Origin of the sequence: Methylobacterium sp. NFXW15 (assembly GCF_049887755.1) — a bacterium.
Classification (GTDB): Bacteria; Pseudomonadota; Alphaproteobacteria; order Rhizobiales; family Beijerinckiaceae; genus Methylobacterium.
On the sequence record NZ_JAGEKG010000004.1, the window covers coordinates 368,255 to 380,667 of the forward strand.

A 12,413-nucleotide genomic window follows, 5' to 3' on the forward strand; every position below is an offset into this window, starting at 1 on the left:
GCCTCGCTCGGGGAGGCGATGATTTGATCAGGCACGTGGCGACAGTCGAGGACGGACAAATCCTCAGCGCCGATCTGTGCATCGTCGGCGCCGGGGCGGCGGGGATCACGCTCGCGCTGGAATTTGCCGACTCGGGCCTGCGCGTTTTGCTGCTCGAAGGCGGCGAAGCGCAGAAACTCCCCGAAGCGCAATCGCTCTATGCTGGTACGGTCGATGAGCCCGACCTGCATAGCCCGCCCGACCGCTACCGCGAGCGCCGTTTCGGCGGCACGACGACGGTATGGAGCGGTCGCTGCCTGCCTTACGACCCGATCGATTTCGACCGGCGGCCCTGGATCGCAGAGAGCGGCTGGCCGATCTCCTACGAGGATGTGGCGAAGCACTATCCGGCCGCGATGACGCTCTGCGAGGCGGGCGATTACGTCTTCTCGGCTGCGAAGGTGAAGCAGGGCGGCATGCGTCCCCTGATCCGTGGCTTCACGACCGACAATTTCGATACGGACTGCATCGAGCGCTTCTCGTGCCCGACTAACTTCGGCGCCCGCTACAGCCATAGGCTGGATGCGAGCCGGAACATCGAGGTGATCCTCGGCGCCAACGTCACCGAACTCCTGACGGAATCGGACGGAGTGCGGGTGCGCGGCTTGTCGGTGCGCGCCCTCGACGGAAAGCAATTTTGGGTTGAGGCACAGCAGGTCGTGCTGGCGACCGGGGGTCTCGAAATCCCGCGCCTGCTCCTCGCCTCCCGCGACCGGCACGCGGAAGGGCTCGGCAACGCCTCCGGCCTCGTGGGCCGCTTCTACATGTGCCACATCGCGGGCACGATCGGTGATCTCCGGCTCGATGTCGGGCCGGGCGACGTGCAGGCGGGCTACGAGCAGGCCGATGACGGCAGCTATTGCCGTCGCCGCCTCGCCCTCACGCCCGCCGCGCAGGAGGCGAACGGGATCGCCAACGGGCTGATGCGCCTGCACTTCCCCGCCATCCCCGATCCGAGCCACGGCAGTGGCCCGCTCTCGGTGCTCTATCTGGCCAAGCCCTTCGTCGGGCACGAGCACGGTAAGCGCTTGAAGAACCGGGGCGGGGAGGGGATGTGGCTGCGCCACGCCCTGAACGTGGCGCGCGATCCATTGGCGACCTCGGCCTTCATGTGGCGCTGGCTTCGCTACCGGACGCTGGCCGCGCGGAAGTTCCCATCCGTGATCGTGCCGACGCGCGACAACCGTTTCAGCATCGATTTCCACGGCGAGCAGGTGCCGAACCGCGAGAGCCGCATCACGCTAGGTTCCGAGATGGATGCGTTCGGCATGCCGCGCCTCGCCATCGCTTGGCGCCACTCGCCCACCGACATTCGCACGGCGGAAGTGGCCCTCGACCTGTTCGCGGCCGACCTCGCCCGGTGGGGACGCGGCCGCCTCACCTACGACCGCGAGGCGGTCGGGCACCACATGCTGCGCGACGGCGCTTATGGCGGTCACCATATCGGGACGACGCGGATGAGCGCGAACCCGGCGAGCGGCGTAGTGGACACGACCTGCCGGGTGCATGGCGTGTCGAACCTCTACATCGCGGGCGCTTCGGTCTTCCCGACTTCGAGCCAAGCCAACCCGACTTTGACCGTCGTCGCGATGGCGCTTCGCCTTGCCGAGACCCTGAAAAAGCGCTTCGCCGCCACGCCGCATCTGACCGGGTCGGACCAGCGCGACGCGGCCTGACCCATCCTACAACCGGGTCCGCAGCCACGCGGCGGCGGCGGCCAGGGCCACGTCCGGCGGCGTACGGGTGAAGGCGAGTTCCGTGCTTGCCCGCCGATGGTCGAGCACGATGTCTTGGCTGAAGGTCCGCGCGAGCGAGGGCGGCACGCAAGCCGGGAGCGGCAGGCCGGACACGACACGCCCGGCGGTGCGCTGAGCGATCGTGACCGCAGGGGCGAGGATCTTGGTCTCGATCTTCAGCCAGCGTGGCGAGATGCGCGTCACCGGCACGGCGCCGATGGCCCGTCCGAGGCCGACGAGATAGGCGTTCCAGCTTTTCGGGTCTGGATCGGAAATGTTGAAGGCTTCCCCCGCCGCGCTGGGCTTGCGCAGGCTCGCGAGGATGGCCGCGACGAGATCGTCAACGTATGTCAGGTTGCAGGTACCGTCTCCGGCCGCGCCGAGATCGCCGAGCCGGTGCTGCCTCAGGAGACGACCCATCCGTTCGGTCCATTGCGCAGAGCCCGCGCCGTGGACGCAGCCCGGCCGCAGGATCACGAAATCCAGGCCGGACCCGGCGACGATGGTCTCACCTTCGACCTTGGCGCGGGCGTAGACGCCGAGCGACGGATCGAGCGGCTTCGATTCATCGACGAGACCCATCGCCGGGCCGTAAACCGCCATGCTGCTCAGGTGAACGACACGCGTCACGCCCGCCTTCCTGGCGGCGGCGCAGAGGTTGCGGGTGCCTTCGACCATGGCCGCGTCGCCGCCCGCCACGCAATTGACCGCCATGTCGATGCCGGTCACCGCCTGAGCCAGTGCGACGGGATCGGTGACATCCGCCTGCCGCGTCTCGGTGCCGGGCGGCAAGGACGCGCTCTGCCGCCGCACCAACGCGACGGGGCGAAACTCTGCCGAGGCGGCGAGCGCGGCAACGAGGTGCCGCCCGATGAAGCCGGTGGCGCCGAGGACGAGAACGGGGATCATGCGCTGTCGGGAGCCTTGTGTCGGCCGGACGGAGCCGGCTCCTGAATGGGCGGGCGGCCATTGAGGCGGCGGATCGCGTTCCGCAACCACAGCACCCGTTTGGCGCGACGGCGCAGACCACGCTTGACGGCACGGGCGCCGAGGGCGGCCCGGCCGCGCGCCGAGGCGGCGGCTTCGCAGGCGAAGAGCGGCAGGTCGGTATCGACCCAATCCTGCTTGTAGGGTTCGTCCCCCACGGTGAAGTCGAACAGGGCGAGGCGCTCGCCGCAGGCCCAGCGCAGCATCGCATCCAGCATCAGTCGGCCGGTGGCGAAGGCGCGCCATTCGCCGGCTTCCCAGCCGAGCATCAGGTAGTAGAACCGGCCGCGCTGGACGAGGCCGAGATGCGCGGCGACGGGCACCCCGTCGACCCGCATCAGATCGCCATGGACGTGCCCCTCCGGCAGGGTCGCCGTGGCGATGCGGTCATAGAAGGCGCGGAAGGCCGGGTCTGCGAAGGCATCCGCGTTGCCGGTCTCGAGCCAGCGCCGGGATTTCATCCCCTGCATCGCCGAAATGATCGGCGCCAGACCCGCTTGCGTCTCAGCCACGGTGAACTCCACCGCGCCGCGTCCCCGCAGCTTACGCCAGCTTCGCCGCTGGCGGGCGTTGAAGCTCGTCGAGAACTTTGCGCAGACAGCCTCGTAATCGCCGTTGATGGCAAGCGCTTGGGCGAGCCCGGCCAGCTTGGCGCCGGGCATGCGGGCGAGGGGGTTCGGCACGGGCCCGGCGACGCCATCCGGCGGATCGAGGGTCGCGGGCATCTTCGTGACATCGAGGACATCGTGCGGCGGCAGGGCCGCCCGCAGGATCTGCCAAAGCCGCGCCGTTGCCGGGCCGTCCAAACCGGAGGCGAAGGCCGGGTCGCAAAGAGGAGCGTTGTAATCGGTCACCCGCCCGCCGAGGAAGGTGATGGTCCGCAGCGATCCGCGCCGGGAGAGCGAGAGCGGCACCAGCATCCGCGCTATGCCATCCTCCCGCAGGATGAGGAGCAGCGGTTCCTCGCCCGCCGCCAAGCCGATCGTGTCGGCATAGCAGGCGAGCCATGGCTCGCTCTGGAACGCATAGCCCGCCATGGTCGCGGGCCGCACCTTCGCGAAGGCGGCGGCCACGTCGCGATGCGTCTCGACGGTGAAGAGGCCGGTCATCGATGACCTCGCGGCATCATCCACCAGCACAGCTTGCCGGCGACTTGCGCCACCTTGAGGCGACGCTTGTGAAGGTCGGCGGGATTGCGCGTAGTCAAACGCTGGAGCGTCACGAGGCCGAGTTGCGCCCCCGCCCGCAAGGTCACGAGCACGGCCTTGGAGAGAGGATGGCGCGCCCGCCGGATGGCGATGACGGCCCATTGCTGGCCGCCGCGCCAGTTGCGTCGGCGGAGCGCGGCGAAGGTGGCGCGGTCGGCGGGCACGACCTCGTGGACGACGGCCTCGGCGCACCAGACCATACGACGCCCCTGTGCGGCGAGACGCACGAACAGGTCGTGATCCTCCCCGCCCACGCGACCCAGAGCCGGATCGAACGGGTTCGGCCCGGCGAGGCAGGTCGCACGGCGCAGGAGAGAGTTGCCGGTGCCCATCCAGCGTCCGCTCGCCGCCGCATCGTGGCGGATCCCCATCGGCGTGCCGCTCGGCGCGGAGAGCCGCCGCCGATGGGGGCGCCCCTCGGGGTCCCATTCCGGCGCACCATCGACGAAATCCGGCTCGACGGCGCCGAACACCACATCGGCTCCGCTCATCTCGGCGGTGGCGACCAGAGCGGCGAGCCAGCCCGGTTCGCACCATTCGTCGTCGTCGAGGAACACGACGAGGTCACCCTCTGTGCCCGCGACGCCCTGGTTGCGGGCATGGCTGATGTTCGGCACCGGATGGGCGAGGTAGCGCACGGGCAGGCCGGGCTCGGCCGCGATGGCCTCGACCACCGAACGGGCGCTGCCGCTCGGCGCGTTGTCCACGACGGCGACCTCCCCCCTGACACCGGGGGGCAAAGTCTGCTCCCGCGCCGTGCGCAGGGCGCGCGCCAGCAAAAGCGGGCGCTCGTAGGTGCAGATCACCACGCTGACGCTGATCGCGGCGCTCACAGGCTTTCTCCCGACGCGATCTCGGCAGCGACCGCGCCGACCGTCGCGATCCGAAGGCCCGCCGCGAGGGCGGCGGCCAGGGTCGCCTCGAACAGGTCCGGCGAGCAGCCCCAGGGCGAAGGACCGGGGGCGACGTCGTGGGTGTAGACGATGAGCCAGCCGCCTCCGCGCGCCACGTCGCCGATCAGCGCCTCGATGCGCTCGCGCGTCATGGACAAGTCGTACAGGGCGACGGCGGGAAGGAGCGCGAGATCGAGCGTCCCGCGCGAGATCCCCGATTCCGTCCCCCGGCAGGTGACGTTGCGCGCGGCGGCGGCCCGCTTCGCGCCGAGGGTCACCTGGCCGTAGGGATAGGCAAAGGAGGCCGGGCGCAGGCCCGGCACGAGGCGGCCGAGGGCCGCGTGATTGGCCGCGAGGTCGCCGTCATAGGCCTCGGCCGGGACGGCACGGGCGTCGAGATGATTGTGGGTGTGGTCGCCGATCTCGTGTCCGGCCGCGTGGAGCGCCTGGACCCGATCGGGTGAAACGATCGGCCCGACCGGGCTCGGTTTCCCCAGCAATCCGCAGGACACGTACCACGTCGCCAGCGCACCCGCCCGGTCGAGAGCCGGCAGGGCGTTGGCGTAGGCCGATTCCGGGAAATCGTCGAAGGTGAAGGACATCGTCGGCGGGAAACCCTCCGGCAACGGCGCGGGACGGCGCGAGAGACGGCGCGCCAGCGCCCGCTCCGTGAAGCGGCCCACCCGCGCGCCGGCCCTGGCGAAGGCTCCACCGGGATCGCGAGAATCCATCAGTGGCCCCTTCGATCCGGCGCGGCGCGCAAGGCATCGGCGATGGCCGCGCGCAGGGGCTTCGGGCAGAAGGCGTCGTCATAGGGATTCGGCCGCGCGGGCAGGCCGTCGCGACGGCGGAACTGCTCGTTGCCATCGACCCAGTTGTCGGCGTCGCTCACGCCCCACGTGACGAGCAGGCGGACGGCCGGCTCGGCCAGGGCGACCGCGAGATAATCCCGCGCCGCCCGCGCGGCGGCCTCGTCACGCTTCGCCACGGGGGCGGGCAATTCGCGATCGACCACATCGAACTCGGTGATGAAGATCGACAGCCCCAGGCTGGCCACGTCCCGCAGGAAGGCAGCGAAGATCTCCGGTTTCAGGTCGCCATGTCGCCCCGGCGCGAGATGCCCCTGAATGCCAAGCGCGCGGATCGGCACGTTGCGGCGGATCAGGCGGTTCAGCAAGTCCAGCATCGCCGCCCGGCGGCTCGCATGCCAGGGCGTGTCGAGTTCGAGATCGTACTCGTTCAGCGTCAGGATCGCGGAGGCGTCCGTCTCGGCAGCCAGGGCGAAGGCGCGGTCGATATAGTCCTCGCCCAAGGCTTCGAAGAACGGGGTCCGGCGCAGGCCCTTCGGCCGGTCGCGCCCAGGCTCGATGGGCTCGTTCACCACATCCCAGGAATGAAGGAGACCCGCGTAGCGCCCGCAGACCGTATGAATGTGGCGCTTCATCAGAGCTGCCATGGCGGTAGGCGTGCGGGTCTGCGCCACCTCTATGGGGAGAGCCTCGTGCCAGACGAGGGCATGGCCGCGCGCCTTGAGTTTCTGCGCCCGCGCGAGGTCGAGAAGCCGGTCGGCCGGGGCGAAATCGAACCGGCCGGGCTGCGGTTCGATCCCGGCCCATTTCAGCTCGACGCCGGGCACGAGCATCCCTGCCTCGGCCAGCGCCACCTGCTTGAGCCGGGACATCTGCTCGATGGAGGTCGTGACGCTCATGCCGAACAGGAGCCCGCGCGCTTCGGCCAGGGCGGCGAGGCTCGGACGCGGCGCCTGGCACGCGGTCGCCGGCAGCAGAGGCGCAGCACCGAGGCAGGCCGCCCCCGCCAGCAGGGCTCGCCGGTCAATGATGGCCATGCATCGCACCGTCCAAGGACGGCGCGCGTCCACCCTGCGCCGCGCGCTGGCGCATGCGCTCGGCAGCCCGCGTGCGGCCGATCACTAGCGCGAGGTGCTGATAGGAGCGCACGAAGGCGAGATAGCCGGGCTTGTCGAAGCGGCGCACGCCCTGCCGCCACGCCTGGAGATAGCCGAGCAGCATCGCGACGGCGCCGACGACGCGCGGACGCTTGTTCAACCGGTAGACAGTCGCCGCCAGCATGAAGAGCGGGGGCGTCCCCATCACCCAGGCGCCGAGGCCATGGCGCATCCGGCCATGCCACAGGCTGATGTGGCTCGACCCCATGGGCCGCAGATGGATGAAGCGAAGCTCGGGATCGGGAAAGCTCGTTGCCCGCATGCCGTGCATCCGGCAGAGATGGCAATCGATCCCGTCCCAGCCGATGGAGACCGGGAAGCCGCCGATCTCCCGCCACGCCGAGACGCGGTAGAACTTCGTCATCCCGACCGCGAACTCGTCGGCGATATGCTCGCTAACCAACTCTCCGGTCGCGGCCTCGCGGAAATACGGTTTGCCGCTGCAGGTCGCGAGAAGGGGATCGCTGTCCATCTTCGCGACGAGGCCCTCGAAATACCCATCCGGCAGGTCGAGATCCATGTCGAGCTTGCACAGGAACTCGAACTGCGAAAGGTCGACAGTGCCGAGGCCTTCGTTGAACGCCTCGATGACCCCCGGGCCGACCTTGCGCACGCCGCGATCGACGCGACGGACCACGTCAAGATAGGGCATGCGCCCGCGATACTCGGCGAGGATGGCCTGCGTCTCGTCCGTGGACCCGTCATCGACGAACACGAGCTTGGCGGGAGGCAATGTCTGGCGCAGCAAGCTGTCGAGGGTGGTTCGAAGGGTGCTCGCCTCGTCCCGGCTCGGGGCGATGACGAGGTAGCGCCTCTCAGACCCACGCCTGGAGAGCGGCTTTACCGCATCAACCTGCTCCATGCCCGATCCTCACGAACTGTTACTGAGACGACCTGTATTGTAGCACATAATTCGCCCGCGTCTCTCAGTATCGAGCACCAGCCACATGGATGAAGATGTATACCCACACGTTTTCGGTCATGGCCCTTGACGGAGCAGAGCGCGATCCTCTCTAGTCTCATTAAGCGATTTCGCACGAACCCGCCACAGAGCACCCCGAAAACTTTATGGTGAATAGTCAACGAATGAGATCGGGGAGCCAGGGACCAGTACGTCTTGGGTCCAGACATCATGGGGATTGAACCCGCCGGTGCATCCGGGAGCCTGCGGGCTTCGGCCGTTCGCGCGCGCTCGCAGGAGCCGTCGGGCGATGCACGGATGCGTCCCGTCACGACGTGGCAACTCATCGTCACCATCGTCGCGACGCTGATGCTGCTCGGGGTCAATTTCGGCACGAACAGCCCGGTCGAGGACATCGCCACGCAATCGAGCGCCCTGAACACGCCGATCCAGGCGGCGATCCTCGGCGCCCTGGTCTGGCTCGGTTATCATTACCGCACCCTTCAGGCGCGGGCGCTGCCGGTGCTGACGCCGTTCCTGCTCGTGCTCGCCCTCGCGGCCTGCACCAGCCTGTGGTCCCAAGCGCCTGATGCGAGCTTTCGCCGCTCGGTCTCCCTCGCGAGCCTCATGGCGCTTGCGGTCTATGCGCATACCGTGTTGGGCACGCTCGCCTTTTGCCGCGTGCATGTCCTCGTGACGTGGATCGCCGCCGGGGCAAGCCTCGCGGCGGCGGTGCTGATCCCGCACTCCGCTTACGATCTCGGCGAATACGCGGGCGCCATTCGCGGCGTATTCAATCAGAAGAACTCGCTGGGCGACGCGATGGTCGTGGGCACGCTGGCGCTGATGTACGTGGTGCTCAAACGGCAGCGCGTCACCGCTCTCGACCTCGCGACCCTGGTCATGGCGGTGATCGTCATCCGGCTCGCCCAATCGACCACGGCGCTCGTGCTGTTCCTGATGATCGTCACCAGCACGGTCTATGCGCTTCTCTGGATGCGCGGCACGAGCGGCTCGATCTTCTGCATGATCCTGCTCACTGTGCTGATCCTGTCCTTCACCCTCGTGATGGTCATGGATCCCAAGGCGGTGTACGGGGCGCTCGGCAAGAACGAGACGCTGACCGGCCGCGTCCAAATCTGGCAGGCCGTGAAGCAGGCGAGCGGGGGCTGGCCGATCCTCGGCTACGGCTATTCCGCGTTCTGGCTCCCCGACACGCGCATGGTCGGAGACATCTGGTACGAGATCGGCTGGAAGGCGCCGAGCGCTCATAGCGGCTACCTCGACACCATCGTCCAGATCGGCCTGCTCGGCCTCGGCCTCCTGGCCTGGACGGCTCTCCTGACGACGTGGCGTGCGTTGAAGGCGATGGGCACCGGCAGGCTGGCGGAAGGCTGGTGGACGCTCACCATGCTCGCGATCCTCGCCCTGTACAATTACGACGAGTCCTCGTTGCCACAGCCCGACATTCACATGTTCCCGTGGGTCCTGGCCTTCCTCGCCTGCTCCTGCTCGCCCAGCCCCCACGTGCTGCCCTACGGCGCGGACCGCGAGGCGGCCCCGCTCCGCCTGCTCCCCTGGCGGCGGCGGCCATGAACGCCGCCGTGTCAGTCGCCATCGACGGGCTGTTCGGCTGGTACATGCCGGGCCGCTCGGGCCGGGGCGTGGTGCTGTGCCCGCCCCTCGGTTTCGAGGGCGTGGCGACCTATCGCGGCCTGCGCGAGCTCGCTCTGCGCCTCAACGCGGCGGGACTCTCGACGCTCCGCATCGACTATCCCGGCGAGGGAGAATCCGGAGACGCGTCAGCGGGCCGGATCGCGGGCCAGACCGGCGCGATCCGCCGGGCCGTCCGCTACCTGCGAGACCATGACGGGGCGGAAGAAGTCTACCTCGTGGGGCTGCGCTTCGGGGCGACCCTGGCCGCCCTGTCGGGTGAGGGGGACGGGCTGGTTCTGCTGTCGCCCTTCGCCTCGGGCCGCGCCTACCTGCGCGCGATGACGCTCTGGTCCCAGACCGCCGACGCGATGCCGGACGGCACGGCGATCCCGCAGGATCCGGCTTCGCCGGTTATCGGCGGGCACCGTCTGAGCCCGGCCTTCCTGGCGGACCTCCCCGCGGCCGATATCAAGAAGGCGACCCCGCCCGGCACCGCGCCCGCTCGTGTGCTCGTGCTCGGAGCCGATCCGGCCGGGCTCGTGGAGTTCTACCGCGCTCGCGGAAGTATCGCCTCGATCGAGCCGTTTCCCGGCCAGTCGCAATTCCTCGCCAACCCCTACGGCGCCGAGGTCCCACACGAGGCCTTCGCCAACGTCGTCGCCTTCGTCGCGGAAGGCACCCCCGCCCGCCGCGTCGAGCCACGCCCGTCCGAGCCTGACCCCTGCATCTCCGGCGAGGGATGGCAGGAAAAGCCCGTGCGTCTGCCCCTCGCCACCGGCATCCTCTGCACGCCGACCCGTCCCCAGCCCGGCGCGCCGCTGGTCGTCTTCATCAATTCCGGCATGAACATCCGCTCCGGTTACGGGCGGCAGAGCACGGACATGGCGCGCGTTCTGGCCGCATCCGGGATCGCGTCCTTCCGCTGGGATCTGCGCGGCGTCGGCGAGACCGAGGACCGGCCGGACGGGAAATATCCCCTCTATGTCGAGGACACGGTCGGCGAATTCCGCGCCGTTCTCGATCACGTCACCCCGCCCGAGGGGGTCATCGTGCTCGGGACCTGCAGCGGCGCCTATCTGGCCTTCCATACGATCTGCGTCGACGAGCGCATCCGGGCCGCGATCCTCGTGAATCTGTACAAGTTCGACTGGGACGGGAGCGACGACCTCGACGCAATCATGCGCCACCAATTCCGCAGCACGGCGAGCTATGCCTCGCTGTTGAAGCGGCGGGAGGCCTGGTTGCGACTGCTGCGCGGGGACATCCGCATCGGGGCCATCTCCCGCCATCTCTTCGGGGCCGGGCTGGCTCGCGTGCAGGGCAAGATGGCCGCGTTGCTGCGCTCGCGGGCGGACCGCGCCCGCATGGTCGCCGGACGGATCGCGTCGCTGCGCCGACGCGGGCAACGGCTCGTTCTCATCTACAGCGCGGGTGATGTCGGCATTGCCGATGCTCACGCACAGCTCGGCCGCTCCCCGCGTGGGATCATCCGCCGCCTCGGACGCGACTTGTTGATCGTCCCGGGAGCCGATCACAACTTCAGCACCGATGGCGCGCAGGAAAGACTGACCGGGATCGTTATCGACCTCGTGCGAGAAACGAGGGACGCCGCCCAATAACCGGACGGCGAACCGATTTGACTTGAACCGGGGCGGCATCCTTGGCACGCCCCGGAGCATGCAGGCACCACGCAAGCTTCCTCGCCCGGACTCGGCCCTCAGACGCATGCTGACCGGCGAAGCCGGCAGCGGCCTCGTTCTGATGGCGAGCGCGGCACTCGCCCTCGCGGTGGCGAACTCGTCCCTGGCCGATCTCTATTTCGGCGCCCTGAAGGCCTATCTTGGCCCGCTCAGCGTCCTGCACTGGATCAACGACGCGCTGATGGCGGTGTTTTTCCTGCTGGTCGGGCTGGAGATCAAGCGCGAGATGCTCGACGGCCGCCTGAGGACATGGCCCGACCGCATCCTGCCCGGACTTGCCGCCCTCGGCGGCATGGCCGCGCCTGCACTGGTCTATTGCGCGGTGAACCTGTCTTCGCCGGAAACCCTGCGCGGTTGGGCGATTCCGGCCGCGACGGACATCGCCTTCGCCCTGGGCGTGCTGGCCCTGCTGGGCTCGCGAGTGCCGGTGTCGCTCAAGGTGTTCCTGACGGCGCTCGCCATCATCGACGATCTGGGCGCGGTGGTGATCATCGCGGCCTTCTACACCGCCGATCTTTCACTCCCGATGCTCGGTGGCGCGGCTCTGACGGTCGCCGTGCTCTTCGGGATGAACAAAGCGGGCGTGACCCGCCTCGCGCCCTACCTGCTGCTCGGGCTGCTGCTGTGGGTCCTCGTGCTCAAATCGGGCGTGCATGCCACCGTTGCCGGGGTGCTGCTGGCCCTGACGATTCCGCTTCGCCTCAGCGCCGGGAAGCCCGACGATGCGGCCTCGCCCCTGCACCGGCTCGAACACGCGATCCAGCCCTGGTCAGCCTACCTGATCCTGCCGATCTTCGGCTTTGCCAATGCCGGCGTGTCGTTGGCCCAGTTCGAGTGGAAGATGCTCCTCGAACCCGTCACCCTCGGAGTCGCGCTCGGCCTCTTCATCGGCAAGCAGGTCGGCGTTTTCGGCTGCGTCCTCGCTTGCGTGGCCACAGGGCTCGCGCAGCGCCCCGCCCACGCAACCTGGGCGCAGGTCTACGGCGTGGCGATCCTGTGCGGTGTCGGCTTCACGATGAGCCTGTTCATCGGTCTGCTGGCCTTCGCGGAGACACCTTCGCTCGAATCCGAAGTGAAGGTGGGTGTGCTCGCAGGCTCCATGGCCTGCATTGTCCTGGGTGCCCTCGTCCTGCTCGCCGCCCCGGCCAAGGACGTAACTACACGCTGAAGTAGCAAAGTGCTCGGAGCTGCAAGAAGGGCCAAAGCTTAGAAAAGGATCATTCGACCACGGGGCACTTACCCGTGAGTGGTCCTCAGGCTTTTGAGCCCGCTAGCTCGGCCTTTACTCTGATGAAGCGTCGCCTTTTTCTCACAACCCTGTGATGGC

The 12,413-nt window shown here is 68.6% G+C and carries 10 protein-coding genes; 4 read left to right on the top strand and 6 right to left on the bottom strand.

Going from position 1 to position 12,413, the window contains the following annotated elements; genetic code table 11:
• The first annotated feature begins 35 nt into the window (after positions 1-35).
• Positions 36-1,715 carry a GMC oxidoreductase gene (locus J4O73_RS11785; protein WP_426217462.1) on the top strand — a complete coding sequence of 560 codons (1,680 nt, stop codon included), beginning with the start codon at positions 36-38 and terminating at the stop codon, positions 1,713-1,715.
• Between the two features lie 6 nt (positions 1,716-1,721).
• On the opposite strand, the gene J4O73_RS11790 is transcribed toward J4O73_RS11785, so the two are convergent.
• From J4O73_RS11790 to J4O73_RS11815, 6 genes are read right to left on the bottom strand one after another with little or no spacing between them, the layout of a single operon-like run.
• Positions 1,722-2,684, bottom strand: a complete 963-nt coding sequence (locus tag J4O73_RS11790; protein ID WP_426217463.1) for an NAD-dependent epimerase/dehydratase family protein — start codon at positions 2,682-2,684, stop codon at positions 1,722-1,724.
• Positions 2,681-3,871 (bottom strand): GNAT family N-acetyltransferase, encoded by a 1,191-nt coding sequence (locus tag J4O73_RS11795; RefSeq protein WP_426217465.1) that lies wholly within the window; start codon positions 3,869-3,871, stop codon positions 2,681-2,683. The genes J4O73_RS11790 and J4O73_RS11795 overlap by 4 nt, the downstream gene beginning before the upstream one ends.
• The gene (locus tag J4O73_RS11800) at positions 3,868-4,803 is read right to left on the bottom strand and encodes a glycosyltransferase family 2 protein (protein ID WP_426217467.1); all 936 of its coding nucleotides are present in this window, start codon (positions 4,801-4,803) and stop codon (positions 3,868-3,870) included. Before J4O73_RS11800 ends, J4O73_RS11795 begins: the two co-directional genes overlap by 4 nt.
• Positions 4,800-5,594, bottom strand: a complete 795-nt coding sequence (locus J4O73_RS11805) for a polysaccharide deacetylase family protein (RefSeq protein WP_426217469.1) — start codon at positions 5,592-5,594, stop codon at positions 4,800-4,802. Before J4O73_RS11805 ends, J4O73_RS11800 begins: the two co-directional genes overlap by 4 nt.
• Positions 5,594-6,709: an endo-1,4-beta-xylanase gene (locus J4O73_RS11810; protein ID WP_426217471.1), complete on the bottom strand. Its 1,116-nt coding sequence runs from the start codon at positions 6,707-6,709 to the stop codon at positions 5,594-5,596. Before J4O73_RS11810 ends, J4O73_RS11805 begins: the two co-directional genes overlap by 1 nt.
• Positions 6,696-7,691: a glycosyltransferase gene (locus J4O73_RS11815; RefSeq protein WP_426217473.1), complete on the bottom strand. Its 996-nt coding sequence runs from the start codon at positions 7,689-7,691 to the stop codon at positions 6,696-6,698. Before J4O73_RS11815 ends, J4O73_RS11810 begins: the two co-directional genes overlap by 14 nt.
• 357 nt (positions 7,692-8,048) lie before the next feature.
• Here J4O73_RS11815 and J4O73_RS11820 point away from each other — a divergent pair, with 357 nt between their 5' ends.
• The 3 genes from J4O73_RS11820 to nhaA are packed head-to-tail and all read left to right on the top strand — an operon-like array spanning position 8,049 to position 12,254.
• Positions 8,049-9,326: an O-antigen ligase family protein gene (locus tag J4O73_RS11820; RefSeq protein ID WP_426217475.1), complete on the top strand. Its 1,278-nt coding sequence runs from the start codon at positions 8,049-8,051 to the stop codon at positions 9,324-9,326.
• Positions 9,323-11,005, top strand: coding sequence for a thioesterase (locus J4O73_RS11825; RefSeq protein ID WP_426217477.1), 1,683 nt, complete (start codon positions 9,323-9,325; stop codon positions 11,003-11,005). The genes J4O73_RS11820 and J4O73_RS11825 overlap by 4 nt, the downstream gene beginning before the upstream one ends.
• Positions 11,006-11,063: 58 nt before the next feature.
• On the top strand, positions 11,064-12,254 hold the full coding sequence (gene nhaA, locus J4O73_RS11830) for a Na+/H+ antiporter NhaA (RefSeq protein WP_426217479.1): 1,191 nt from the start codon (positions 11,064-11,066) through the stop codon (positions 12,252-12,254).
• Positions 12,255-12,413 lie beyond the last annotated feature (159 nt).